The sequence below is a fragment of the Pseudomonas congelans genome (genome assembly GCF_900103225.1).
Lineage (GTDB): Bacteria > Pseudomonadota > Gammaproteobacteria > Pseudomonadales > Pseudomonadaceae > Aquipseudomonas > Aquipseudomonas congelans.
In genome coordinates this window covers 1356162-1380923 of sequence record NZ_FNJH01000001.1, presented here as the reverse complement: position 1 = coordinate 1380923, position 24762 = coordinate 1356162, and the positions used below count along the sequence as shown (strand labels likewise).

Genomic DNA, 24762 nt, shown 5'->3' with positions numbered 1-24762 from the left:
CTATCGGAGCCGCAGGCTCCGATACTGACGATAATGCAAGGGGGTGTAGCAGGCCTCATCTCTGGTCAGAGCGAGACCTGCATTAATTGACCGGTGCGCGGCCAGAAGAGTTTCAAGAATTCGACGGCTTGCGCGGCTTCTTGGGAGCGGGTTTGGCAGGGGCATCGGTTGTAGCGGCTGCAGCGGGCTTGGCCTTGGGTGCAGGTTTGGCGGCCGCCTTGGGAGCAGGCTTGGGCTTGGCTTCACCAGCAGGCTTTGGCGCAGGCGCCGATTTTGCTGCGGGCTTGGCTGCACCCTTGGCCGGCGCCTTGGCGCTGTCTACTTCAGGTAGCTTGGGCTTGGTCGATTTGCGCACACTGGACTTGTTCGGCGCCAGTGCTTCTGCTTCGGCCAGCTTGCGCGCCATTTCCCAATGACGTTCGTCATGACCGGACGGTTTGCCCTCCGATTCCCAGATTTGGTAAGCAAAGTCGCGAATTCTTTTTTCGTCGGCACTCATCTTGAGACTCCCAGCTATTACATAGTTTGAATAAGCAAATTGACGGAAAATCTTTCAAGCGCTGCACTGAGCGGTACTTCCCGATCACTCGTCACGACAACGTCAGAAAAGAGTCCCTTCCAGTCAGAACCGGAGTCGGCAAACGGCAACATGATCCGCGTGTCGCCCCAATTGGCAGCATTAATCAATGGAGTTTGCGCAGTACCCAATAGTTCACTGCATGTGCGTGGTACTACGATGATAGCGCGCACTCCTTGCGTCTCCCGGGCAAAAGCCATCACCTGCTCGGCGTGGCTGCCCTTTATTTCCAGAGGTTGATAACTGCCCTCGCTGAACAGTCCCGGATGTTCGGCCCGCAGGTTCAAGACCTTCGCGATCAGAGCCTGCTTGATGCGTCCGTCCTTCCAGTCAGTCAGCAGGTCGGCAACGCTTGTCTCTTCCGCCAGGGCCTGTTTACGTGCAGCGTAGTCGACCGGGCGGCGGTTATCCGGATCCACCAGGCTGAAATCCCAGAACTCGGTACCCTGATACAAATCGGGAACGCCGGGTACGCTCAAGCGTAGCAAGGTTTGCGCCAGACTGTTGAGCGCGCCGGCGGTGGCAATACGGTTGGCTGTCGCACTGAGGGATTGGCGCAACGCCAGTGCTTCCGGAGCCAGCAGCAAACGCTCCAGAAATTCGCGGCAAGCGGTTTCGTAGGGCTGATTCGGTGCACTCCAGCTGCTTTGCAGCTTGGCTTCGCGCAGGGCTTTCTCTTGCCACTGGACCATGCGCTTCGCGTATTCCTGGTGAGCTTCTTCGCCCTCCAGGCTCAGCGGCCAGCTGCCAAGCAGGGCTTGGTAAAGCATCAGTTCGTCGCCGGCGCTGATAGTCGGCTCGTCACCCTTGAGCGGTATCGCCAGCTGTCTCCAGCGTTCTACCTGTTCGGCGTACCACGGGGCGCATTCACTCAGGACCGCAAGACGTGTGCGCGTATCTTCGCCACGCTTGTGGTCGTGCGTTGCGGTGGTCAGCAGATTGGCTGGAAACTTCTCCAGACGCTGTAGGCAGACCTGATGGAAGTCTTCTACCGGCGCACTGAAGTGCTGCGGATGGAAACCCACATCATTGCGCGAGAGCAACACGGCAGAGCGATAGAACGAGGTGTCTTCGACCGACTTGGCGGCAACCGGGGAGGTCAGTTGCTGGAAGCGTACGCAGGCATTCTTGTAGAGCTTGCGCAGCCTGCCGCGTGGCAGTTTGCGCCAGGGTTCGCCGCCCAGCCAGCGTGCCAGGTAATCCAGCACCGGCCAGTCACCTTCGTTCAACGTCTCGCGCGCGCCTTCCATTGCCTGCTGGAAGTACTTGTCGTCTTGCGCCGAGCGGCCGCACACCGAGATATAGGTGCGATAAATCGGGAAATTAACGATCAGCGCGAGCAGTGCGCGGCGAATCGCACCCAGGGTCAGGTCGCGACTCATCAGGTCGCTGCGTGCAACCTGCAGCAACGACTGGGCAACGTTCTCGAAATCACCCGCCAGTGTGCCGTGCAGGACCAGATCCCGGGCTACCAGTACTTCCTGATCGAAGTCGGCGGTACGTTCTGTCAGGCGGCTCCACAGCTCGCCCAGAGGCTCTTCGCCCTTGGGGTCGTGTTGCAGCAGTGACACCTGGTTCATGAACTCGTAACCCGTTGTGCCGTCAACGCTCCAGTCTTCACGCAACGGCTCGTCGGGGCCGAGGATTTTCTCGACGAAGATCGGCAGATGATCGATCTGTGCGTGCTCGGGGCGCAGCTTGAGCAGGCCCTTGACCCGACGATGCAGCTTGCGACCGTAGCCGCGCGGGTCGGCCAGCCCATCGATATGATCGATACGCAGCCCGTCGACCAGGCCCTCGGCGATCAGCTGGAATATCTTCCCGTGGGTGGCCTCGAACACCTGTGGCCGCTCGACACGCAGGCCGCCCAGCTCGTTGATGTCGAAGAAGCGCCGCCAGTTGATGTCATCGCCGGCGGTGCGCCAGCTGGCCAGGCGGTAGTGCTGACGCTCCAGCAACTGGTGCAGACGCTGAAAGCCTTCCGGCTTGCTGGAATCGAAATGCGCGAGAACCTGCTCGATACCCTTGAGCACCTGCGGGTCCTTGGCCAGTTCGGCCAACTCGGCTCTGGCCTGGCGTGCGCGCTCATAAGCTTGCGGGAACTGCGCCAGTGCAGTGAAGCGCTGGGCCATTTCCTTCAGTTGCGGGTGGTCCACGGCCTGCAACAGCGAGTCGTAGGTCAACGGGCAGACCGGAAAGTGATGCTGATAGTGCTCGATGTAGAACGAGCCCTGCTCGGCATTGAAGCGCAACGGGATTTCGCCGGCCTGCAATACCGTGCCGTAGTCGCTGCTCAGGAATGGCAGCAACAGCTGACCTTCCAGCAGCGGGTCCGGCGAATTCCACTGAATGTCGAAGAACTCTGCATAAGGGCTGCGACGGCCCCATTCCAGCAGGTCCAGCCACCACGGGTTGTCGGCACCACCGACCGCCATGTGGTTGGACACGATGTCGAGAATCAGCCCCATGCCGTGTTCGCGCAAGGTCTCGACCAGGCGCAGCAGGGCAGGTTCGCCGCCCAGTTCCGGGTTAATGACCGTCGGGTCGACCACGTCATAGCCGTGCATCGAGCCGGCACGGGCCTTGAGCAGCGGCGACGCGTAGAGGTGGCTGATACCCAGACTGGCAAAGTAGGGCACCAGTGGTACGGCGTCGTCGAGGGTGAAGTCCTTGTGAAATTGCAGGCGCTGGGTGGCGCGCAAAGGCTGTAATGGACGGGTCATTGATCACGCTCCGTAGCCTGCAGCCGGGATCGGGAAAGCAATTCCAGTCGTCGAGCAGCATTCGGGTTATCAAGCAGAGAGGCCGCATCGCCGGGAAGACGTCTGCGCCAGTTGGGGTGGCTGTCAATGGTGCCGGGCAGGTTGGCCTGCTCCTCGACACCCAGCGCGTCTTCTATCGGCAGCAGTACCAGTGGCGCACGTGTATGACCCAGGTAGCTGATGCTCGCGTCGATAATCTGCGCCGGGTCTTCAGTATCGGACGGCAGACTGTCGATGTTCTGGCTCAAGGCACGCCGCAGGCTTTCATATTCCCGGGTGCGCTCTTCGCGCCATTGCGATTCATGCTGCTCGTCGATGTGCCCGAGGCGCGCATTCCATTCGATATCCAGTTCGCTGAGCCAGCCCGCGAGGGTAGGCAGGTCGTGGGTACTGGTGGTTGCCAGTGCCTGATCCGACCAATCGAGAATCGGCTTGAACTGACCATTGTTCTGTTCGAACAGCAGGACGCGCATGCCGAGAATCGCCCGGGCACTGAGTTTTTCGCTCAGGCCTTCGGGCACTGTACCGAGGTCTTCACCCAGCACGATCGCCTTGTGCCGCGAGGATTCCAGACTCAGCAGGCGGAGCATGTCGTCCAGCGGGAAATTCAGGTACGCGCCTTCGCTGGGAGGCGCTCCCTGCGGGATGACCCATAGCCGCTGCAGGCCCATGACATGGTCGATACGCAGACCGCCTGCATGAGCAAAGTTGGCCCGCAGCATCTCGATGAACGCACGAAAGCCGTTACGCTTGAGGCCGTCCGGTGAAAACGCGGAAATACCCCAGCTCTGGCCAGCGCGGTTGAGGATGTCGGGTGGTGCGCCAACGGTCAGGGCCGACAGCAGCTCGTCCTGACGGCTCCAGGCCTGGCTTCCGGCGCCATCGGCACCCACTGCCAGATCGGCAATCAGGCCGACGCGCATGCCGCTGCTGCGTGCTGCAACCTGCGCGCGCTCCAGGCCACGGGCTATGAGCCATTGGGCGAACGCATGAAAGCTGATCTGCTCGCTATGGCTTTTGGCGAATTCTGCTACTGCGTCACCGCGAGGGTCTTTGAACTGCTCCGGCCATTCATGCCAATTGCTGCCAATGTTCAGCGTTTCGGACTCGGCACACAGCGCCTCGAAGCGGCAGTGATTTTCCAGCGCTTCACCACCGCTGTGGCGGAAGCTGTTGAAGTCTTCATGCAGTGGGTGATCACCTGCACTGAAGCCTTCATAGAGCGCGTGAAGCGCTTTCCATTTGGCGTTGGCAGCGGCTGGCCAGTCGATCAGCGTCTGTGTTTCAAGGCGCTTCATCTCGTCGCCGACACGCGCGTCTTCGATTGCCTGACGCCACGCACTTTCACCGAGAATCGCACCAGGCGACGCATACAGGCTGTTGAGGAACAGCCTGCTGGAAGGTGAATAAGGGCTGTAACGGTGAGGGTCGTTGGCAAACATGGCGTGGATCGGGCTGATGCCCAGTGCGTCGGCACCTCGCTCGCCAGCAGAGCGCAAGACTTTCTCCAGTGCCTCGGTGTCACCAAAACCGCCATCACCTTCGCGGCGCAAGCTGTAAAGCTGAGCGGTCAACCCCCAGCCGTGCGGCTTTGAAGTGTCGGTGGCCATTGCCATGCTGAAGCAGGTTTTCGGCGCGACCGCGATGGTCAGGTGCTGGCCGGCAATTTCCAGCTGCTGGTAGCCTGGCGGGGCCAATGCCGGAAGCTCTGCATTCGAGGTTAGCCTGGCATCCAGTGAGGAGCCGTCTTCGAGGTGTAGCGTGAACGGCGTTTGTGGAGCAAACCACTGGGACAGGTCCAGATTGCTTTCCACATCGACCGTCAGCAGTGGCGGGGCACTGGTGCCGTGACTGGCTTTTTGCAGGCGCAGCAGGCTGGCATCGATAGCCTCGCCGTTTTCAGCAGGATAGCCCAGCGCTTCCAGAACCTTGCGCAGCACATCAGGGCTGACGGTCTGCGGCCGAGCGTTGGCATCGACCCAGTGCACCGACAATCCTGCCTCGGTCGCAAGCCTCTCCAATTGCTCATTGTTCATCCTGTTCCTCCAGAACATCACTTGCTTTCAGGCTGACAATGGCCGTGTAAGCATTGAGGATGCCGCGTGGGGAAAGTTCGGACGATTTTTCGGCGCTGGAGAATATCTCGCGGGCCCCGGTTTGTTGCGGCGCGTCCACCGCGTGCTCACTGAGATTGAGGTCAATACGCAGTTCGCTGCCATCGCCGAGCGTCCAGCGTGCACTGACCGCTTTGTCGCCAAGAATATCGGTACTCAGAAAGCGTGCGCCCTGCAGGCGCGGCATGATTTCCTTGTGCCGCAAGGCCAGCAACTGCGTGTAGAACTCCAGCCAGCTGCGGTGATCGAGGCCTATGTCGGTGTCGAGATCGACCGCTGAAAATGCCGGGCGTGAGGCTTCGAACGTCTTGATGTCGTTGGGATCAGGAATGTGCTCGCGCTTTTCCGGGTCGGCGAACGCGGCGAAATCAGCGAATTCCTTGCGACGTCCCTCGCGTACCGCATCGGCCAGTTCGCCATGGTGGCTGGTGAAGAACAGAAACGGTTCGCTGGCCGCCCACTCATCGCCCATGAACATCAGCGGAATCATCGGTGAAAGCAGCAGCAGGGCAGTGGCGGCTTTCAATGCAGCCGGCGAGCAGAGTTGCGGCAAGCGTTCACCGAGTGCGCGGTTGCCGATCTGATCGTGGTTCTGCAGGAACAGCACAAAGGCTGATGGCGGCAGGTGCGCGCTGGGCTCACCGCGCGTGTGCCCGTGACGCGTTGGTTCGCCTTGGTAGACAAACCCCTCGCTGAGCAGCCGCGCGAGCTTTTGCGTAGGCTCTTTGGCGAAGTCGGAATAGTAGGCGTCCGTTTCACCGGTCAGCAGCACATGGAGGGTGTTGTGCCCGTCGTCGTCCCACTGTGCATCGAAGCCTTTTTCCAGAAGACTGGCCTGGTTGAACTCGTTCTCGAGGTTCAGCCACACGTGTCTGCCCGGTTCAATGCGGCCACGTACCCGCTCGGCGAATTCCGGTAGGAAGGTCTTGTCGCGAATGGCGTGCACAGCGTCCATGCGCAGGCCGTCGAAGCGATACTCGAGCAGCCACATCAGGGCGTTGTCGACGAAAAAGTCGCGCACCTGCGGGCGTCTGAAATCGATCGCATCGCCCCATGGGGTGTGCAGGTCGCTGCGGAAAAACTCCTTGGCGTAACTGCCCAGGTAGTTGCCGTCCGGGCCGAAGTGGTTGTAGACCACGTCCAGAATCACCATCAGGCCAAGACCGTGAGCGGTGTCGATCAGGTGCTTGAGCTGCTCGGGCGTGCCGTAGGAGGATTGCGGGGCGTAATGCAGAACGCCGTCGTAGCCCCAGTTGCGGTCACCGGGGAACTGTGCAATCGGCATCAGTTCGATTGCGGTAACGCCCAGTTTGGCAAGTCGCGGCAGGTGCTTTTCCACGCCAGCGTAGCCACCCATGGCGCCCACGTGCAGCTCATAGATCACCGCTTCATGCCACGGACGACCGTTCCATGCGCTGTTTTGCCATGAGTAAGCATGAGGGTCGACGACGAGGCTTTCGGAATGAACGTCATCGACCTGCGCGCGTGATGCGGGGTCAGGAACGTCCAGTTCATGGTCGATCCTGAAGCGGTAGCGAGTACCCGCCTTGCAGCGGGCCTCAAGGACGAACCAGCCGTCGGACTGAGGCAGCATGGCCAGTGACTGGCCATCCTGCAGTTCGACATTTACGAAGGAGGCATCCGGTGCCCAGAGGGCAAACCGGGTGTGTTCAGGGTCCAACAAAACGGCGCCGTGGCGCCAGTTATCGTCTGTACGCAGGGGCATCCATTAAATCCTTAACCTAGTAGTTGCTGGAAATGCTCACGTTTTTCTTCAACAGGTCGCGATAGAGATCTGCGTAGGGCTCTACTGCCTGATGCCAGTTGAAGGGAGCCGCCATGGCGCGGCAGCGCATGGCGTTGAGCAGCTCAGGATGGGCGAAGACCTGGAAGGTGCGATTCAGGGCCTCGGTATAGCTTTCAACTGTCGATTCGTTGAACAGGAAGCCGGTGACGCCGTCTTCGATCGTATCTGCCAGGCCACCAGTGTTGCGTGCGACAGGCAGAGAGCCAAAGCGTTGCGCGTACATCTGGCTCAGACCGCATGGTTCATAGCGGGACGGCATCAACAGGAAATCACTGCCGGCGAACATGCGTCGTGCGTCGGTTTCGTTGAAGCCGATGCGCACGCCGATACGTCCGGGGAAGCGTTCCGCCAACTCGCGCATGGCCTGCTCTTCCTCGGGCTCGCCGCGGCCGATGATTGCGATCTGTCCGCCGTTGTTGACGATGTGTTCGGCGACGCCGATCGTCAGGTCCAGGCCTTTCTGATACACAAGGCGCGATACCACTGCGAACAGCGGCCCGGTCGATGCATCCAGCTCGAACAGCTCACGTACGTAATCAGCGTTGATTTCCTTGCGCGTCCACTCGTTGGGTGCAAAGTGGCAGATCAGGTGTTCGTCGGTGGCCGCGTCCCAGCTTTCGTCGATACCGTTGGGGATGCCGCTGAGCTGACCCTTGTTGGCCTTGCTTTGCAGGAAGCCTTCCAGGCCGCAACCGAACTCCGGGGTCGTGATTTCCCGGGCGTAGGTGGCGCTCACGGTGGTGATGTGGCTGGCAAAGGCCATGCCCGCCTTGATGAACGACAGCTGACCGTAGAACTCCATGCCTTCGGGGGTAATGGCGGAGTCCGGGATGCCCAGCTCACGGCTCGAGGCAGTGCTTACCGTGCCTTGATAGGCGAGGTTGTGAACAGTGAAGATGCTTGGCGTGGACTGCCCGCGCCAGCGCATGTACGCAGGCGCCAGGCCGGCCGGCCAGTCGTGGGCATGAACCAGCTCGGGGCACCACTGGCTCTTGACTTCGCCAGCGGCGAACTCGGCAGCTGCCAGGCCCAGACGGGCGAAGCGAATATGGTTATCGGACCAGTCGCGACCGGTGCTGTCGGCGTAAGGGGTGCCTTCGCGCTCGTAAAGCTCCGGGCAGATCAGTACGTAGATCACCAGACCGTCTTTCATGTCCATGCGACCCACCTTGCAAGGCGGCAACGCTGCATAGCCACCCAGCTGGCTGATGATATGGATCGGATTACCGCTATTGATGACCTGCGGATAACCTGGAATCAGTACTCGAACGTCATGCAGGTGGCGCATGGCTCGCGGCAGTGCGGCAGACACATCGCCCAGCCCACCGGTTTTCACCAGATCGGCCAGCTCGGAGGTCACGAACAACACTTTGCGTCTGTTGACCTGGGACATGGTCGGCTGAGGCTGAACAGTCGACGTAGGCATTTGCAACACAGGAACGCTCTTGGTAGAGAACACCGGAAGATGAGTCAGCTCGCCGACAGGCTGGTTAAAACTCTCTCCCTTCTGGGTTTTCACAGCGGCGCTAATCATCAGTTTTTCCCCTTAAAACAGTCTTGGTGCATCACTTGATTTTTATTGGCCATTTCCTATGGCCGGGTACACATACGTGCACTACGCAAGATCGATACCCGTTTGGACCATGCATAGTGACAAAGCGGTGTGATGTCGCCATTACCGGATGTCAGCCAATAGCATAGATGCTCTAATCACCTGACCCGGTCGTTTTGGAGAAGTTTCGACTTTTTTATTTGCGAATGTCTGGGACAGGCTTCAACGCCGCAGGTGGTGGCACGCTGCAGGTGGCAGCCCGGCGGTCGCTGCGCTTTTTTACCGGTGTTTTTTGCGCCCGTAAGGGCCATTACCGGTCGTCGGATCGTTGGACAATTCGGTCCAGACGCTTGGTTTGCATCACTAAATAGCATTCGCAGCAGGTCGTGACGAGCAGCAACGGTGCACAACGCCTTTTCCGAGTGCGTACAGCGGTCAATCTTCGGGCGCGACGAGAAAATCCTTACATCTACGCTGGAACATTTTGCAGCAGGGCAGGATAGAATCGGGCCACAAGCCCCGGCCTTGACGCTGGCCTGAGGCATTACCCTTTGACTGATTTCACTGAATCACTCTGATTGAATTGACGAGGATGGAAATGGAAGCCCCCGAGGTACTGGTACTGCAAGCGAGTTACACAAATCCTGTGCACGCGGATGCGATCGGGTTCGTTCTGAACGAGTATTCGATGGATGCCATGGGCACAGGGCGGCCTCTGTCGAGCGATACCCGTCAGCAGTTGGCAATTGAGCTCGCCAAGCGTCCTTACGCGTTCAGCGTGCTGGCATTCATCTCGGGAGAGCCGGTAGGGCTGGTCAACTGTTTCGAGGGGTTTTCAACTTTTGCCTGTCGTCCGTTGGTGAACATTCATGACGTAGCGGTCATCTCGCAATACCGTGGCATGGGTATCAGTCAGAAAATGTTGCTCAAGGTCGAAGAGATTGCGCGCCAGCGTGGCTGCTGCAAGCTGACGCTTGAAGTTCTGGAGGGCAACGAGGTTGCACAGGGGGCCTACAGGAAGCTCGGTTTTGATAATTATCAATTGAGCCCTGAAATGGGGCGCGCCATGTTCTGGCAGAAGGCACTTTAGGAAGGTTTTTCAGAGGCCTGTTCGCCTGGCTCGGTTTTTGGTCGTGCAGGTGCATGCCACGCTGAGCGGCAGACTAAACATATGGCGGGGGAAGCAGGATGGCAGGTCAGGTGGGCAAGCCGGATTATCGGGCTTGCCCTGGGGCGTTTTGAAGAATGATACAGTTGCGGTCAGGCCTGAAGCATCTTGCCGGGGGCGGATAACTGCGATTGCTGCAGCATCGAGCTCAAATGAGCCACTTTTTTCTGCAACTGCTCGCGCTCTTCTTTTAATGTGCGCAGTTCGTCACGACGGATAGTGACATACAGGGTTTGTGGTGCAAGTGCTGGTAGTACAGTGCCCATTGCTCACCTCGCAAATGGCGGATTCAACCTCAGAGAGGTCCGTGGCAATGACTTTCAATCCCTGACCGCCGCTGCTTACCCTCTCTATCGGCACCGATTTTGATTTCTTTTGCATGATTTTGGAACTTTTTTATTTTTAATTGTCGCGAATGTTTATTAATCGCGACAAAATGCACCACAGGAGGGCGCTCGCGTCTTCATCTTCTCGCAAGGGAACCGACGTTCCGCCTCGCTTGACTAATCAGCATGCTCGCAATCTGTCGATGCGCTGGACGGCAAGCGAGGCACCTTTTTACGATTTAAGGAGCACCTTCATGCAACTTGGGATTATTGGACTGGGCCGCATGGGCGGCAATATCGCACGCCGTCTGATGCTGAATGGTCACACGACTGTGGTGTACGACCGTGATGAAGCATCGCGCAACGCCCTGGCCAATGACGGTTCGACTGCGGTCGCAGATCTGAAGGAACTGGTCGGTGCGCTCGCCAAGCCCCGTGCCGTCTGGGTAATGCTCCCGGCAGGCGCACCAACCGAAGACACCATTCAGACCCTCAGCGAGTTGCTTGATGCCGATGACGTGATCATCGACGGCGGTAATACCTTCTACAAGGACGATATCCGACGCGCTCAGGAACTGATTGAGAAGGGTCTGCATTACGTCGATGTCGGCACATCAGGTGGCGTCTGGGGGCTGGAGCGCGGCTACTGCATGATGATCGGCGGCGAGTCGGCCATTGTCGAACGCCTTGATCCACTTTTCGCTACGCTGGCGCCGGGCCTTGGCTCGATCGAGCGCACTCGTGACCGCACCTCGACCGATGATCGTGCCGAGCGCGGTTATATCCACTCAGGCCCTGCGGGTTCCGGGCATTTCGTGAAGATGATCCACAACGGCATCGAGTACGGAATGATGCAGGCCTTCGCTGAAGGCTTCGATCTTCTCAAGCAGAAAAACTCCGAACACCTGCCGCCCGAGCAGCGTTTCGACCTGAACACCGCCGACATTGCCGAAGTCTGGCGTCGTGGCAGCGTGGTGTCGTCCTGGCTGCTGGACCTGACCGCCGATGCGCTGGCCACCGACCCGCACCTGGAAGCATTCTCCGGTTCGGTTGCCGACAGCGGCGAAGGTCGCTGGACCATCGAGGCGGCCATCGAGCAGGCGGTTCCGGTCCCTGTGCTGTCCAGTGCTCTGTTTGCGCGTTTCCGTTCCCGCCAGACAAGCTCGTACGCAGACAAGATGCTGTCCGCCATGCGCTTTGGATTTGGTGGCCATAAGGAACCCAAGTAATGGGCCTGTCGCGTGGCAGTGCCGAGCAAAAGACCGAGGTAGCCCCACCCACGACCCTGTTTCTGTTCGGTGCCCATGGAGACCTGGTCAAGCGCCTGTTGATGCCGGCGCTTTACAACCTGTCGCGCGACGGTCTGGTGGATGAAGGGCTGCATATCGTCGGCGTCGATCACAATGCGATCAGCGATGCCGACTTTGCGAAAAAGCTCGAGAACTTCATTCGCGATGAAGCCGCCGGCAAGGTTGCCGGGGATGGCAAGGATCCGCTCGATCCTGCGCTGTGGAGCAAGCTGGCCGAACGCATCAGTTATGTGCAGGGCGACTTCCTCGACGATTCCACCTACCAGGACATCGCCAGCAAGATCGAGAGCACCGGCACCGCCAACGCGGTGTTCTATCTGGCCACCGCGCCGCGGTTTTTCAGTGAGGTCGCCCAGCGCCTGGGCTCCTCAGGTCTGCTGCAGGAAGCCGAAGGCGGGTTTCGTCGTGTCGTGATCGAAAAGCCCTTCGGCTCCGATCTGGCCAGTGCGGTCGAGCTCAATGGCTGTCTGCTCAAGGTCATGAGCGAGAAGCAGATTTACCGGATCGATCACTACCTGGGCAAGGAGACGGTGCAGAACATTCTGGTCAGCCGTTTCTCCAACGGCCTGTTCGAGTCGTTCTGGAACAATCACTACATCGATCACGTACAGATCACGGCGGCGGAAACTGTAGGCGTGGAAACCCGTGGCAGCTTTTACGAGCATACCGGTGCCTTGCGCGACATGGTCCCCAACCACCTGTTCCAGTTGCTGGCGATGGTTGCGATGGAGCCACCTGCCGCTTTCGGTGCCGATGCCGTTCGCGGTGAGAAAGCCAAGGTGGTCGGCGCGATCCGGCCCTGGAGCCAAGAAGAAGCCCTGGCCAATTCGGTGCGTGGCCAGTACGCGAAGGGCGTGATGGGCGACAAGGAAGTCGTCGGTTATCGTCAGGAAGATCGTGTGGAGCCCGACAGCAGCACCGAAACCTACGTTGCGCTGAAGGTCATGGTCGACAACTGGCGCTGGGTGGGTGTGCCTTTCTACCTGCGCACCGGCAAGCGCATGAGTGCTCGCAGCACGGAAATCGCCATCTGCTTCAAGCCTGCTCCTTATGCGCAGTTCCGCGATACCGAAGTCGACCGGCTCAAGCCCAACTACCTGCGGATCCAGATTCAGCCCAATGAAGGCATGTGGTTCGACCTGTTTGCCAAGCGTCCGGGCCCGGAACTGAAAATGGAAGATATCGCGTTGGGCTTCGCCTACAAGGACTTCTTCGAGATGCAGCCCTCCACCGGGTACGAAACCCTTATCTATGACTGCCTGACCGGTGACCAGACGCTCTTCCAGCGGGCCGACAACATCGAGAACGGCTGGCGTGCAGTGCAGCCGTTCCTCGACGCCTGGGCCGCGCAGCCGGAAGTACAGCTTTATGAAGCTGGCAAGGATGGCCCGCAAGCGGGTGAAGAGTTGCTGAGTCGTGATGGTCGGGAATGGAGAGAATTGAATGTCTGAACTGCCTGTACAGTTCCTGTTGTCCGACATCGACGGCACGTTACTGCGCCGTGATCACAGCCTGAGCCAAGCCAATATCGACGCCATCAAGCGCCTGCGTAATGCCGGCGTTCACTTCACGCTGGCCAGCAGTCGGCCGCCTAGGGCCATGCGCCAGGTGATTGAAGCGCTGGATGTGGACCTGCCCACCGTGGCATTCAATGGCGGCACCATCACTCATCCCGATGGCAGCCTGCTTGTGGCTCATCGCATTGATCCGCGCGCGGTCCGCATCTGTCTGGAGTTGTTTGCCGGGCAGGACGTTGCCATCTGGGTCTTTGCCGATGATCAATGGCTGCTGCTCGATCCCGACGCCGATTATGTCGATCATGAGCTCGATGCACTGGGCTATGGCTATGTTCAGGTCGAGAGTTTCGAGCCGTATCTGGATCGCGTCGACAAGATCGTCGCGGCCAGCGCCGATTTCGAGTTGCTCAAAACGCTTGAGGCGAAGCTCAACCCGCAGATCGAAGGGCTTGCGCTGGCGGCCCGTTCGCAAAAATACTACCTGGATGTTACTGCGCTGGAGGCCAACAAGGGTTCTGCTCTGGTCGCGCTGGCGGACTATCTGGGTGTTGACCTGTCGCGTACGGCGGCCATCGGCGACGGCGGTAACGACGTGGCGATGTTCCACAAGGCAGGCTTGTCGATTGCCATGGGGCAGGGCGAGCAGACAGTCAAGGGACAGGCTGATCATGTTACTGATAGTAATGAGCAGGACGGAGTGGCCAACGCCATCGAGCGTTACATTCTGAGCGCCTGATCAGCTGTATACCCACGTTAACGAATCATCACGACGGGCATTTTCTGAATGGCTGCACTGATCGAAGACTACGCATTGCTGGGCAACTGCGAGACGGCGGCGCTGGTCGCCCGTGATGGTTCGCTGGACTGGTTGTGTTTCCCCCGCTTCGACTCGACGGCCTGCTTCGCCGCGCTGCTGGGCAGTGAAGAGCATGGCCGCTGGAAGATCGCGCCGACTGCCGAGGTCATTGCCGTCGAGCGGCGTTATCGCGATGGCACCCTGATTCTCGAAACCGTTTTCGAAACCGGTGACGGTCGCGCCATGCTGATCGATTTCATGCCCATGAACACCTCCGGCCACGTGGTGCGCATGGTGGTCGGGCTGTCCGGCCGGGTCGAGTTCGCTGTGGATCTCGCCATCCGTTTCGATTACGGCAGCAGCGTGCCCTGGGTCGAGCGGAAGGATGCTCATACACTGACGGCAGTGGCTGGACCCGAAATGCTGGTGCTGCGCAGCCCTGTGGCCCTGCATCCGCAGGATCATCACACCGCCAGCCGTTTTCACGTCGATGAAGGCCAGCGCAAGGTCTTCACGCTGGCCTATCAGGCGTCCTTTGCACCCGTGCTCGATCAGATCGAAGCCGACCAGGCACTGGAGACCACCGCTGCCTATTGGCGCGAGTTCTCTGATCGCTGCCCTGACGTCGGACCGTGGACGGCGCAGGTAAAGCGCTCGCTGATTACGCTGAAAGCCATGACCTATGCGCCCACCGGCGGCATCGTTGCCGCAGTGACCACCTCATTGCCCGAGCAGTTGGGTGGCGAACGCAACTGGGATTACCGCTATTGCTGGCTGCGCGACGCCACCATGACCCTGCTGGCCTTCATGAACCTGGGCTATTTCGAGGAGGCCCAGGCCTGGCGGGACTGGCTGTTGCGCTCGGTTGCCGGTAATCCTGAGCAGATCCAGATCATGTACGGCGTAGGTGGCGAGCGTCGTTTGCAGGAATACGAGCTGCCCTGGCTGGGTGGCTATGAGAACTCGCTGCCGGTGCGTGTCGGCAATGGTGCGGCGACGCAGGTCCAGCTGGACGTCTACGGTGAAGTCGCCGATGCGATGATCCAGGCGCTGCGAGGCGGTATGGCGCAGCATCCTCGCAGCGTGGCGATTTCCAAGGTGGTCATGCCTTATCTTGAGAAAATCTGGCACCTGCCGGATGCGGGCATCTGGGAGATACGTTCCGAGCCGCGCCACTTTACACATTCGAAAGTCATGGCCTGGGTGGCCTTTGACCGTAATGCCACGCAGATCGCCCAGGCTGCCGAGAACGATGAGGATCGTGAGCTGGCAAAGCATTACCGGAAAGTGGCAGACGAAATCCATGCCGATGTCTGTCGCCACGGGTTCGATGCCGAGCTTGGCAGCTTCGTGCAGACCTATGGTTCGAAAGAGGTGGATGCCAGTCTGCTGCAGATTGTGCTGACCGGTTTTCTTGCGCCGGAAGATCCTCGTGTTATCGGTACCGTTGCGCAGATCGAGCGCACGCTGATGCAGGATGGTCTGCTGCTGCGCTATGACAACGAGCGCAGTGTCGATGGCGTTGCCGGTCGTGAAGGGACGTTTCTGGTCTGTTCGTTCTGGCTGGCCGATGCCTATGTATTGCTGGGCCGGGCTGATGATGCCGCGCGGCTGTTCGAGCGGTTGGTTGGTCTGTGCAATGATGTTGGCCTGCTGGCCGAGCAGTACGATCCAAAGGGCGGGCGCATGCTGGGCAATTTCCCTCAGGCGTTCAGTCACATCGGCATCATCAATACTGCACTGAACCTGCACCGGGCAGTATGTCCGGCGCTGGCGCGGACTTCCGGCGTGCTTGAAGAAGCGTGATCAGCTGTCGCGGCCAGCCTTGCGAAAGGTCAGGTTGATCCGTTGTTCACCCAGTTGCGGATGTTCTGCCTGTTTGATTGGCAGAATGCCGTGGAAGCGCAATCTGTCATCGCCGCCCCAGACCACTACGTCGCCATGAAACAGGGAGATGCGTTGAGTCTTGTCGCTGCGCAGCAGGCCGCCGAACTGAAAGATGGCCGGTATGCCCAGTGATACCGATACCACTGGCCAGCGATGGTCGTACTCGTTCCGGTCCTGATGCAGGGACATCTTGGCGCCCGGTATGTAGCGATTGATCAGGCAGGCGTCAGGCACGAACCCGGCATAACCGGCTGCGAGCGCGGCGTCCTGCGCCAGCTGCATGAAGGCGTCCGGCATTGCTGGCCAGGCCTGTCCGGTTTGCGGGTCGGTTGCGGTATACCGGTAACCGTGCCGGTCGGTTATCCAGCCCAGTTGCCCGCAACTGCTCAGCGCTGCAGACATGCTCAGGCCGCTGGGGGTCTGCATGTGCCGGAACGGGGAGAGGCCCAGTGTCTGTTCAAGGGCGGACAGCAGTTGCGGCATGGCGGTCAGCGCAAATCCTCTGAACAGCCATGACCCGGGCCCGATACGCTCATTGCTTCCAGGTTGGGCCGTCTGGTCTGCGAACAGGTCCAGCGTGGCGGGCGTGTCACCTTTGCGTTGCATGATCGGATCGAGCTCCGGTGAGTATCAGAGAGCCTTGCTGACCTTGACGTCGGTAATAAGGTCGTCGCTCTCGCCGTGCATTTTCTTCAAGGCGGCCTCGGCTTCCTTGGTGGATGCCGATTGCAATTGGGCGAATTCGAAGCGGCGTTCGCCATTGAGCTTGTAGCTGACAGCAAATTTGGTCGTGCGCGGGGCTGGATTGTTCACGGTGACTCCTTGCATCATCCCAGGCGAGAGGTCGAGCGCCGGACGATCTTGATCTTGTGAGTGAAAGGCAGTTTGCGTCCGGCGTTGGTATCTGCCTTACGGCCTGCGGTATCGATGGTGATGTTCCAGAAACCGGTGCTTGGCGCGGCGATCTTGGCCGGAAACCTGTCAAACGCACCGCCATGATAGGTGTGCCGACCACCATTTTTGAAGCTGCGAAAATTCGCATCGTTCATCAGGCGAATATTGCAGGTCTGAGAGCATTCGATGACGACAAGGTCGTCCTCGTTGAGATGCTCACGCTGGTGTACGAATTTCATGACGGGCTCCGAAATGGCGGTTTTTCTGAAAAATCAAAACGATAGCATGCGACGCCCGCAATTTGACGTCGGTGGGCATTAATTTGCCGTGTTTCCGGGAAAAAATGCCTCGGCCGGGATTTAATTGCGCCTGGGCTTGTCGTAGGACCTTTATTTGGAGGCTTTGTATGAAACTGGCTGTAGTAGTCCTGGCTCTGGCAATGACTGGCTGTGCCACAGTAAACGACATTGAGCATACACCCCCCACCATGAATGTGATGTCGGGCAAGAATCCTCAGGAATACGCCGAGTGCTTCGCAGGCAAGATCAGCAGCAGTCGCAAGCCGCCTTTGATCGAACCTCGCCATGACGGTCTGCGGGTCATTGTTGCGCAGAAACTCAGCAAGTCACCGGCGGCACTGGTCGACATCGAGAGCCGCTCGGGCGGCAGTACAATCAAGGTCTACGAACGACTTTCCAATGTGCCCATTCGTTTCAGGGACGTTCAGAACGCTGCCGAAGCATGCATTTCAGGCTGATCGGTCAGGCTGGGTCAGCTGGCCCTGTCCGCAATGGACAGGGCGGCAGACCTGATTATTTGCAGACCACCAATACGCTTCGACTTTTGTAGTTGCCAACGTCCACGCCCAGCGTCTTGTCGCTTTCGGCGGGCTGCGGGGTGCCATCTGTGCCGACGATTTCATACCCTGTGCCTGCGCAGGACGCATCCGCTTTTTCGTAGCAGCTTGCCCAGGACATTGCCTCGCCGGAGCAATCGATGCTCAAGCCCTGTTTGCCGTTTTTCAGGTAGGTATTGGAGGCGGTTGCGCAGCCGGTGAGGCCCAGCACAGCAATAATGGACAAAATTCTGATCATGTTTTTCGCTTCGAGATAAGGCCAGTGAATTAACAAATGCGAACGTTGGACTGGTAATAAGTGCCATCGTTCCGCCATGTTTTTCATCATAAACTGCCTGCTTCCTACTTGTCGCCGCCTTGCCGTTCGCGAAATGTCATGTCACTGCTGCAGCCGTCTGGAAATGGTATTCCGGGCCGCTGTTGCTGGCCCCGATGGTGGTTTGAGGGTGTTCTGCGCTGCATTTTCGTACAGGCAATATCCAGAAACTGCGGAACTATCTGTACGAGTATTCCTCTATCATGGCATCAGACGGCCAAAAGGCGGGGCATTGTAAGGTGACCGCCGCCTGATTAGACTGCGCCGTTAACACCAACAGCCCTTACCAAGGACTTTTATGATCAAGAAATGCTTGTTCCCAGCAGCCGGTTACGGTACTCGCTTCCTGCCAGCGACCAAGGCCATGCCCAAGGAAATGCTGCCGGTGGTCAACAAGCCACTGATCCAATACGGTGTTGAGGAAGCCCTCGCTGCAGGCCTGACCGAAATTTCCATCGTGACCGGTCGTGGCAAGCGCGCTCTTGAAGACCATTTCGACATCAGCTACGAGCTTGAGCACCAGATCAAGGGCACTGACAAGGAAAAATACCTGGTCGGTATCCGCAAGCTGATCGACGAGTGCAGCTTCTCGTACACCCGTCAGACCGAAATGAAGGGTCTGGGCCACGCTATCCTCAGCGGTCGCCCGCTGATCGGCAACGAAGCCTTCGCCGTGGTTCTGGCGGATGACTTGTGCGTCAATCCCGAGGGTGATGGCGTGCTGGCGCAGATGGTCAAGCTGCACAAGCATTATGGCTGCTCGATCATCGCCATTCAGGAAGTCGATCCGCAGGAAACCAACAAGTACGGCGTGATCGCGGGTGAAGAGATCAAGCCTGGCCTGTTCCGCGTGACCAACATGGTTGAAAAGCCAAAGCCAGAAGATGCGCCGTCGAACCTGGCGATCATCGGCCGCTACATCCTGACCCCGGACATTTTCGAGAAAATCGAACAGACCGAGCCGGGCAAGGGCGGTGAGATTCAGATCACCGACGCCTTGATGAAGCAGGCTGCCGAAGGCAACGTACTCGCCTACAAATTCAAGGGCGAGCGTTTTGACTGCGGTGGTGCGGAAGGTTACATCCAGGCCACCAACTTCTGCTTCGAGCATTTCTACAAAACCGGCAAAGCGCATTGATTTCTGATTGATGACGCTCGGGACAAAGCCACCTTCGGGTGGCTTTGTCATTTCTGACTGGCCGCCAAGCGGCTATGCTGTGCCTCTGCCAAGGAGATATCGATGGCCTTTGATTTTGATCTGTTTGTAATTGGCGCCGGCTCGGGCGGCGTCAGGGCGGCGCGTTTTGCTGCCGGTTTCGGCGCAAAGGTCGCTGTGGCCGAGAGCCGCTATCTGGGTGGGACCTGCGTCAACGTGGGCTGCGTGCCCAAAAAACTGTTGGTGTACGGGGCGCATTTCTCCGAGGATTTCGACCATGCCAAAGGCTTTGGCTGGTCATTGGGCGAGGCCAGTTTTGACTGGTCCACGCTGATTGCCAACAAGGACAGTGAGATCAGCCGCCTCAACGGTATCTATCGCAAATTGCTGGTCGACAGCGGCGTTACCTTGCTCGAGGGCCACGCGAAGATCGTCGGGCCGCAGCAGGTCGAAATCAACGGTCAGACCTACAGTGCCGAGCGCATTTTGATCGCCACCGGTGGCTGGCCGCAGGTGCCTGATGTGCCGGGACGCGAGCACGCGATCACCTCCAATGAGGCGTTCTACCTCAAAACGTTGCCCAAGCGTGTCGTCGTTGTGGGTGGCGGCTACATCGCGGTGGAGTTCGCATCGATTTTCAACGGACTGGGTGCCGATACCACGCTGGTTTATCGTCGCGAGCTGTTCTTGCGTGGCTTTGATGGCGGTGTTCGTACCCATCTTCACGAAGAGCTGCTCAAGCGCCACATGACGATTCGCTTCAACAGCGATATCGAGCGCATCGACAAGCAGGCCGACGGCAGTCTGCTGCTGTCCATGAAAGGCGGTGGCACAATCGAGACCGATTGCGTGTTCTACGCAACAGGGCGTCGGCCTATGCTCGACAACCTCGGTCTGGACAGTGTCGACGTCAAGCTGGACGAGCACGGTTACATCAAGGTCGATGAGCATTACCAGAGCAGCGAGCCTTCCATCCTGGCCATCGGCGATGTCATCGGGGGTGTGCAACTGACCCCGGTTGCGCTGGCTGAAGGCATGGCCGTCGCGCGTCGGCTGTTCAAGCCCGAGCAGTATCGCCCGGTGGACTACAATCACATCCCGACTGCGGTTTTCAGTCTGCCGAACATCGGTACGGTAGGTTTGACCGAAGAAGATGCGATCAAGGCCGGTCACGATGTGCAGATTTTCGAGAGTCGTTTCAGGCCGATGAAGCTGACCCTGACGGACGATCAGGAGCGCACATTGATGAAGCTGGTCGTCGACGCGAAGACCGACCGCGTGCTGGGCTGCCACATGGTGGGACCGGATGCTGGCGAAATCGTCCAGAGCCTGGCCATTGCCATCAAGGCTGGCGCGACCAAGCAGGTATTCGACGATACTATTGGGGTGCACCCGACCGCGGCAGAAGAGTTCGTCACCATGCGTACGCCTGTCAAACGTTAAGTCACGCAGCGCCCGGAGTTCAGGAAGAGCTCCGGGGTAAAGGCTTGAAGAGGATGGATCCCGACGTGAATAGAGAAAAACCACCGGCCAGAATGCCATTGCATTCGTCTGAGCAGGATCGCGAAGTCGCGCTGTACATCGATGCCTTGCGTGAAAGCGAGCGTCAGTTCAGGACATTGGCTGACAACATGAGTCAACTGGCCTGGACTGCCAGCCCCCGAGGGCAGGTCCACTGGTACAACGAGCGTTGGTATGCGTACACCGGTGCCTCGCTCGAGGCCATGACTGCGCTGGGTTGGCGCTCGGTTCTGCACCCCGAGCATCGCGAGCGCGTTATGGCGCGTTTGCAATACTGCTTTTCCACCGGCTCGATCTGGGAAGATACATTCCCGATACGCGGCAAGGGCGGCGCTTTCAACTGGTTCCTGTCGCGCGCGCTGCCCCTGCGCGACGCTCGGGGCCACATCACCCACTGGCTGGGTACTCACACCGATATCACCGCTCAGGTCAATGCAGAAGAGGCATTGCGCGAACTCAACGAGAGTCTTGAGTTACGCGTCGCCGAGCGCACGCGCGAGCTGGAAACCACCAATAAGTTATTGCAGGCCGAAATCGCCGAGCGGGCGATGGCTGAGGAAGTCTTGCGCCATGCGCAAAAGATGGATGCGATCGGTCAGTTGACCGGCGGCATCGCCCATGACTTCAACAACGTACTTTCCGGCGTGATCGGCGCACTGGACATGATCAGGCTACGTGTGGCGGCCGGGCGGATCAGTGAAGTCGATCGCTATCTGGATGCTGCGGCGAGCTCGGCAAACCGTGCTGCTGCGCTGACCCGCAGGCTGCTGACATTTGCTCGCCGGCAGTCGCTCAACGTCACCGTGGTGGATGTCAATTGCATGGTCCGTTCGATGGAGGAGCTGTTGCGAGGTACGGTCGGTGTTCATGCGCATCTGGAGTTCGAGCTGGAGGAGGGGCTGAGCGCGGTGCGCACCGATGAGCACCAGTTGGAAAATGCCTTGTTGAATCTGGTTATCAATGCTCGCGATGCTGTACCTGTTGGGGGGAGGCTGTGCGTGCGCAGTCGCTCGTTAACGCTGGTGATGCAAAAAGAGGGGCTGCTGCCTGGCGACTACGTACAACTCAGTGTCGAAGATAACGGCTGTGGCATTGCTCAGGATGTTATCGACCAGGTGTTCGATCCGTTCTTCACCACCAAACCGGTAGGCCAGGGAACCGGACTGGGTTTGTCGATGGTCTACGGCTTTACCCGACAGACTGGCGGGCACGTGCAGATAGACAGCACTGAAGGTCAGGGGACCCGGGTTCATCTGCATCTGCCATGCGGCGAGGCTGTGGTTGCCTGAAGCTTCTGGTCACGTCTTGTCTGATGGCTTCTTTCGAGTGACTTTGGGCTTGTCCGGCTGATCGAGTCTGCTCTGCAGGTTCTCCAGTGCCGCTTCCTTCTTGGTCAGCAACAGTTCCAGCATGCGATTCTGTTGCTGCGCGTCGGTCATGCCTTGTTTGAGCGCGGTGCTTTCGTCCTGCACGCTGCGTAATCTTTCTTCAAGCAGTGCGCATTGTGTGCGGGCGTGATGCTGTTGCTCTGCAAGGGCGGCACTCTGTGTGTTGGCCTGCTTCAGCAGGTCGGTCTGGCTGTGCAGTTCGCGCAGGGTGTTGCGATTTTCAGCCAACAATCTTTCGTTGTCTCGATTGAGCTGTGTGATGTTTTCCTGGTGCATGGCAAGGCCTTGCTGTGCCTGTCGCAATTCCATTTGCAGTTGCTGAACCTGACTTTCGTGACGTCGCTGCTCCTGCTCGCGTTGTTCTCTGATCGAGTTGCGATAGTGCTCCAGCGCCTCGCGGGCATGCTGGTGCTTTTCTTCCAGAGAGTGGATCTGCCCGTCCTTGTCGTGCAGACGGGCCTCCAGGTCCTGATTGGCCTGAAGCAGTCGAGCGTGTTCTGTCTGTACAGCCTGCAGTGTGCGTTGCGTGTGGAGCAGGGCGGCAGTCTGCTGCTCCAGTGCCTCATCACGCTGCTGTGCGTGCTTTTCCAGCTGGCTGATTTGTTCCTGAGTGGCCGCAAGTTGCTGCTGGAGGGTGTCGCGCTCGGTCTGGTATTGATCGTGCGCCTGATCGATACGCTCCTGTGCCTGTTCCTGAAGCCTCTGGGCGAGATGAGCCACCAGGTCACTCAGCTCCTCATTGATATCCGGCACTGGGGCCTGAGTGGATTCAAGCTCCTTCAGATAACGGTGGATGGTGGTTTTCGAGCCCGTATTACCCATTTCGATACGTACCGCATCGATGCTGGGGTTTTCGCCTCTGGACAGCAGGGACGCCCTTGCTTTCTGCACTAAAGCCTTGTTTACACCGCCGCGAGCCATGCTGTCTCCTACGATTTCGTACTGTGGTATGTACTATGTAATTACATACTATATGTTTTGAAATAATTAGCTATTTTTTGAATTAATTAACACGGGATATTGGCGTATTATCCCGTGTCAGGCGCTGTCAGCTACCTTTGCGGCGCGTTTACCGGTACACCGAGCAGGTTTGAGCCATGAATGACGTTGATCGCTATATCGAGGCGGCGACCCGCGACAACACGCGCCGCAGCTATCGGGCTGCCATCGAGCATTTCGAGGTGACATGGGGCGGGTTTCTGCCGGCGACCAGCGAAAGCGTGGCGCGCTACCTGGCCAGTCATGCCGGGACGCTGTCGGTGAATACCCTGAAGCTGCGCTTGTCAGCGCTGGCCCAGTGGCATATCAGCCAGGGCTTTGTCGATCCCACCAAGGCACCTATGGTGCGCAAGGTCATCAAGGGCATTCGTGCGCTGCACCCGGCGCAAGAAAAACAGGCTGAGCCTCTGCAGTTGAAGGATCTGGAGAAAGTCATCGCCTGGCTGGAGATCGAGATAAGCGAGGCGAGCGCGCAGCACGATCAGCCGCGTCTGTTGCGCAGCCGGCGTGATTCGGCGCTGATCCTGCTGGGGTTCTGGCGCGGGTTTCGCAGCGACGAGCTTTGCCGTCTGCAAGTACAGGACGTCAAGGCCATCGCCAACTCGGGAATCAGCCTTTATCTGCCGCGCAGCAAAGGCGATCGCGACAATCTTGGCAGGACCTATCAGACCCCCGCCTTGCAGCGGCTGTGCCCGGTGCAGGCCTATATAGAGTGGATCAACTGTGCAGCGCTGGTACGCGGTCCGGTGTTTCGGGCAGTGGACCGCTGGGGTAACCTTAAAGAGGGGGGGCTGCACGCCAACAGCGTCATTCCGTTGCTGCGTCAGGCGCTCCAGGGTGCAGGCATCGCTGCCGAGCACTACACCAGCCACTCGCTGCGCCGTGGCTTCGCCAGTTGGGCGCATGGCAACGGCTGGGACCTCAAGTCACTGATGTCCTATGTAGGCTGGAGGGACATCAAGTCGGCGATGCGCTACATTGATGCCGCTCCGTTCCTGAGCAATCCGGAGGAGGGCAGCGGCCCGAAGGTTTCTTCTATCGATAAGCTGCCTTCATAGTGAAAAGCAATCAGTGACATCAGGTTTGCCAATGAGCGATTGTCATCGATCATGCGTAAGCTTCACTCCATCGAATTCACAACCCATCTAACCCATCAGGAGATATACCGATGCCTATCATCAACAGCCAAGTAAAACCGTTCAAGGCTACAGCATTCAAGAACGGCGCTTTCGTTGACGTCTCGGACGCTGACTTCAAAGGCAAGTGGTCTGTCGTATTCTTCTACCCGGCGGACTTCACCTTCGTATGCCCGACCGAGTTGGAAGACCTGGCTGACAACTACGAAGAGTTCAAGAAGCTGGGCGTTGAAATCTACAGTGTTTCGACTGACACCCACTTCGCTCACGCTGCATGGCACAACACTTCGCCAGCGATCGGCAAGATCCAGTACACCATGATCGGTGACCCGACCCTGACCATCTCCCGCAACTTCGACGTACTGATCGAAGAAGCCGGTCTGGCGGATCGCGGTACTTTCGTGATCAACCCTGAAGGTCAGATCAAAATCGTCGAGCTGAACGACGGCGGCGTTGGCCGTGACGCTTCCGAGCTGCTGCGCAAGATCAAGGCCGCTCAGTACGTTGCCGCTCACCCGGGCGAAGTCTGCCCAGCCAAGTGGAAAGAAGGCGAAGCTACTCTGGCTCCGTCGCTGGACCTGGTTGGCAAGATCTGAGTCGCATGAATCGGCTGGGGGCGTTGAGCTCTTGAGCAAGTAAACCGCATCGCCCCAAAAAACGCCCGGGCGGTAATCGCCTGG

Annotated in this window: 22 protein-coding genes; 11 read left to right on the top strand and 11 right to left on the bottom strand. The window is 58.8% G+C overall.

Going from position 1 to position 24762, the window contains the following annotated elements:
* Positions 1-112 precede the first annotated feature (112 nt).
* The 5 genes from BLR20_RS05565 to glgA are packed head-to-tail and all read right to left on the bottom strand — an operon-like array spanning position 113 to position 8794.
* On the bottom strand, positions 113-499 hold the full coding sequence (locus BLR20_RS05565; protein WP_010431068.1) for a DUF2934 domain-containing protein: 387 nt from the start codon (positions 497-499) through the stop codon (positions 113-115).
* A gap of 17 nt (positions 500-516) precedes the next feature.
* Positions 517-3300, bottom strand: coding sequence for a malto-oligosyltrehalose synthase (locus BLR20_RS05560; protein WP_032612718.1), 2784 nt, complete (start codon positions 3298-3300; stop codon positions 517-519).
* Positions 3297-5375 carry a 4-alpha-glucanotransferase gene (malQ, locus tag BLR20_RS05555; RefSeq protein ID WP_054993867.1) on the bottom strand — a complete coding sequence of 693 codons (2079 nt, stop codon included), beginning with the start codon at positions 5373-5375 and terminating at the stop codon, positions 3297-3299. The genes BLR20_RS05560 and malQ overlap by 4 nt, the downstream gene beginning before the upstream one ends.
* Entirely contained in the window at positions 5365-7179 is a 1815-nt protein-coding gene (gene treZ / locus BLR20_RS05550) for a malto-oligosyltrehalose trehalohydrolase (RefSeq protein WP_054993868.1), read from the bottom strand. The genes malQ and treZ overlap by 11 nt, the downstream gene beginning before the upstream one ends.
* A 16-nt stretch (positions 7180-7195) precedes the next feature.
* Complete coding sequence (gene glgA, locus BLR20_RS05545) at positions 7196-8794, bottom strand: glycogen synthase GlgA (protein WP_010431057.1); 1599 nt, start codon at positions 8792-8794, stop codon at positions 7196-7198.
* Between the two features lie 616 nt (positions 8795-9410).
* Between glgA and BLR20_RS05540 the strand changes: the two genes are divergently transcribed.
* Positions 9411-9902, top strand: coding sequence for a GNAT family N-acetyltransferase (locus tag BLR20_RS05540; protein ID WP_010431052.1), 492 nt, complete (start codon positions 9411-9413; stop codon positions 9900-9902).
* Between the two features lie 170 nt (positions 9903-10072).
* Here the strand turns inward: BLR20_RS05540 and BLR20_RS05535 are convergent, their stop codons facing one another.
* Positions 10073-10246 (bottom strand): DUF6026 family protein, encoded by a 174-nt coding sequence (locus tag BLR20_RS05535; protein ID WP_003400675.1) that lies wholly within the window; start codon positions 10244-10246, stop codon positions 10073-10075.
* A gap of 263 nt (positions 10247-10509) precedes the next feature.
* On the opposite strand from BLR20_RS05535, the gene gnd reads away from it, so the two are divergent.
* The 4 genes from gnd to BLR20_RS05515 are packed head-to-tail and all read left to right on the top strand — an operon-like array spanning position 10510 to position 15735.
* Complete coding sequence (gnd, locus tag BLR20_RS05530) at positions 10510-11535, top strand: phosphogluconate dehydrogenase (NAD(+)-dependent, decarboxylating) (RefSeq protein ID WP_074594461.1); 1026 nt, start codon at positions 10510-10512, stop codon at positions 11533-11535.
* Positions 11535-13067, top strand: a complete 1533-nt coding sequence (zwf, locus tag BLR20_RS05525; protein ID WP_010431044.1) for a glucose-6-phosphate dehydrogenase — start codon at positions 11535-11537, stop codon at positions 13065-13067. The genes gnd and zwf overlap by 1 nt, the downstream gene beginning before the upstream one ends.
* Positions 13060-13869 (top strand): Cof-type HAD-IIB family hydrolase, encoded by an 810-nt coding sequence (locus tag BLR20_RS05520; RefSeq protein ID WP_010431041.1) that lies wholly within the window; start codon positions 13060-13062, stop codon positions 13867-13869. Before zwf ends, BLR20_RS05520 begins: the two co-directional genes overlap by 8 nt.
* Positions 13870-13917: 48 nt before the next feature.
* Positions 13918-15735 (top strand): glycoside hydrolase family 15 protein, encoded by a 1818-nt coding sequence (locus BLR20_RS05515; RefSeq protein WP_054993870.1) that lies wholly within the window; start codon positions 13918-13920, stop codon positions 15733-15735.
* Here BLR20_RS05515 and alkB read toward each other — a convergent pair whose 3' ends face one another.
* Genes alkB through BLR20_RS05500 form a run of 3 tightly spaced genes read right to left on the bottom strand, consistent with a single transcriptional unit; the run spans position 15736 to position 16949 of the window.
* Positions 15736-16422, bottom strand: a complete 687-nt coding sequence (gene alkB, locus BLR20_RS05510) for a DNA oxidative demethylase AlkB (protein ID WP_054993871.1) — start codon at positions 16420-16422, stop codon at positions 15736-15738. It lies immediately after the preceding gene.
* A gap of 24 nt (positions 16423-16446) precedes the next feature.
* The gene (locus tag BLR20_RS05505) at positions 16447-16629 is read right to left on the bottom strand and encodes a hypothetical protein (protein ID WP_074594459.1); all 183 of its coding nucleotides are present in this window, start codon (positions 16627-16629) and stop codon (positions 16447-16449) included.
* A gap of 14 nt (positions 16630-16643) precedes the next feature.
* Entirely contained in the window at positions 16644-16949 is a 306-nt protein-coding gene (locus tag BLR20_RS05500; protein ID WP_003364463.1) for a DUF1883 domain-containing protein, read from the bottom strand.
* Positions 16950-17116: 167 nt separating this feature from the next.
* Here BLR20_RS05500 and BLR20_RS05495 point away from each other — a divergent pair, with 167 nt between their 5' ends.
* Positions 17117-17467 carry a hypothetical protein gene (locus tag BLR20_RS05495; RefSeq protein ID WP_010431029.1) on the top strand — a complete coding sequence of 117 codons (351 nt, stop codon included), beginning with the start codon at positions 17117-17119 and terminating at the stop codon, positions 17465-17467.
* 55 nt (positions 17468-17522) lie between these two features.
* Here the strand turns inward: BLR20_RS05495 and BLR20_RS05490 are convergent, their stop codons facing one another.
* Positions 17523-17804, bottom strand: a complete 282-nt coding sequence (locus tag BLR20_RS05490) for a hypothetical protein (protein WP_003400694.1) — start codon at positions 17802-17804, stop codon at positions 17523-17525.
* A gap of 376 nt (positions 17805-18180) precedes the next feature.
* Here BLR20_RS05490 and galU point away from each other — a divergent pair, with 376 nt between their 5' ends.
* The 3 genes from galU (at position 18181) to BLR20_RS05475 (ending at position 21848) form a co-directional block, all read left to right on the top strand.
* Complete coding sequence (galU, locus tag BLR20_RS05485) at positions 18181-19020, top strand: UTP--glucose-1-phosphate uridylyltransferase GalU (protein ID WP_003364457.1); 840 nt, start codon at positions 18181-18183, stop codon at positions 19018-19020.
* A 102-nt stretch (positions 19021-19122) separates the two neighbouring features.
* Positions 19123-20481, top strand: coding sequence for a glutathione-disulfide reductase (gorA, locus tag BLR20_RS05480; protein ID WP_054993873.1), 1359 nt, complete (start codon positions 19123-19125; stop codon positions 20479-20481).
* 92 nt (positions 20482-20573) lie between these two features.
* The gene (locus BLR20_RS05475) at positions 20574-21848 is read left to right on the top strand and encodes a hybrid sensor histidine kinase/response regulator (protein ID WP_054993874.1); all 1275 of its coding nucleotides are present in this window, start codon (positions 20574-20576) and stop codon (positions 21846-21848) included.
* Positions 21849-21857: 9 nt separating this feature from the next.
* Here BLR20_RS05475 and BLR20_RS05470 read toward each other — a convergent pair whose 3' ends face one another.
* Complete coding sequence (locus BLR20_RS05470; protein WP_032612730.1) at positions 21858-22868, bottom strand: DNA-binding protein; 1011 nt, start codon at positions 22866-22868, stop codon at positions 21858-21860.
* A 176-nt stretch (positions 22869-23044) separates the two neighbouring features.
* On the opposite strand from BLR20_RS05470, the gene BLR20_RS05465 reads away from it, so the two are divergent.
* Complete coding sequence (locus BLR20_RS05465; RefSeq protein WP_054993875.1) at positions 23045-24004, top strand: site-specific integrase; 960 nt, start codon at positions 23045-23047, stop codon at positions 24002-24004.
* Positions 24005-24114: 110 nt separating this feature from the next.
* Positions 24115-24678, top strand: a complete 564-nt coding sequence (ahpC, locus tag BLR20_RS05460; protein WP_002553298.1) for an alkyl hydroperoxide reductase subunit C — start codon at positions 24115-24117, stop codon at positions 24676-24678.
* Positions 24679-24762: the final 84 nt, after the last annotated feature.

Coding starts and splice junctions, on each gene's coding strand:
- BLR20_RS05565 (WP_010431068.1), bottom strand. CDS start 499: ATGAGTGCCGACGAAAAAAGAATTCGCGACTTTGCTTACCAAATCTGG.
- BLR20_RS05560 (WP_032612718.1), bottom strand. CDS start 3,300: ATGACCCGTCCATTACAGCCTTTGCGCGCCACCCAGCGCCTGCAATTT.
- malQ (WP_054993867.1), bottom strand. CDS start 5,375: ATGAACAATGAGCAATTGGAGAGGCTTGCGACCGAGGCAGGATTGTCG.
- treZ (WP_054993868.1), bottom strand. CDS start 7,179: ATGCCCCTGCGTACAGACGATAACTGGCGCCACGGCGCCGTTTTGTTG.
- glgA (WP_010431057.1), bottom strand. CDS start 8,794: ATGATTAGCGCCGCTGTGAAAACCCAGAAGGGAGAGAGTTTTAACCAG.
- BLR20_RS05540 (WP_010431052.1), top strand. CDS start 9,411: ATGGAAGCCCCCGAGGTACTGGTACTGCAAGCGAGTTACACAAATCCT.
- BLR20_RS05535 (WP_003400675.1), bottom strand. CDS start 10,246: ATGGGCACTGTACTACCAGCACTTGCACCACAAACCCTGTATGTCACT.
- gnd (WP_074594461.1), top strand. CDS start 10,510: ATGCGCTGGACGGCAAGCGAGGCACCTTTTTACGATTTAAGGAGCACC.
- zwf (WP_010431044.1), top strand. CDS start 11,535: ATGGGCCTGTCGCGTGGCAGTGCCGAGCAAAAGACCGAGGTAGCCCCA.
- BLR20_RS05520 (WP_010431041.1), top strand. CDS start 13,060: ATGTCTGAACTGCCTGTACAGTTCCTGTTGTCCGACATCGACGGCACG.
- BLR20_RS05515 (WP_054993870.1), top strand. CDS start 13,918: ATGGCTGCACTGATCGAAGACTACGCATTGCTGGGCAACTGCGAGACG.
- alkB (WP_054993871.1), bottom strand. CDS start 16,422: ATGCAACGCAAAGGTGACACGCCCGCCACGCTGGACCTGTTCGCAGAC.
- BLR20_RS05500 (WP_003364463.1), bottom strand. CDS start 16,949: ATGAAATTCGTACACCAGCGTGAGCATCTCAACGAGGACGACCTTGTC.
- BLR20_RS05495 (WP_010431029.1), top strand. CDS start 17,117: ATGAAACTGGCTGTAGTAGTCCTGGCTCTGGCAATGACTGGCTGTGCC.
- BLR20_RS05490 (WP_003400694.1), bottom strand. CDS start 17,804: ATGATCAGAATTTTGTCCATTATTGCTGTGCTGGGCCTCACCGGCTGC.
- galU (WP_003364457.1), top strand. CDS start 18,181: ATGATCAAGAAATGCTTGTTCCCAGCAGCCGGTTACGGTACTCGCTTC.
- gorA (WP_054993873.1), top strand. CDS start 19,123: ATGGCCTTTGATTTTGATCTGTTTGTAATTGGCGCCGGCTCGGGCGGC.
- BLR20_RS05475 (WP_054993874.1), top strand. CDS start 20,574: ATGCCATTGCATTCGTCTGAGCAGGATCGCGAAGTCGCGCTGTACATC.
- BLR20_RS05470 (WP_032612730.1), bottom strand. CDS start 22,868: ATGGCTCGCGGCGGTGTAAACAAGGCTTTAGTGCAGAAAGCAAGGGCG.
- BLR20_RS05465 (WP_054993875.1), top strand. CDS start 23,045: ATGAATGACGTTGATCGCTATATCGAGGCGGCGACCCGCGACAACACG.
- ahpC (WP_002553298.1), top strand. CDS start 24,115: ATGCCTATCATCAACAGCCAAGTAAAACCGTTCAAGGCTACAGCATTC.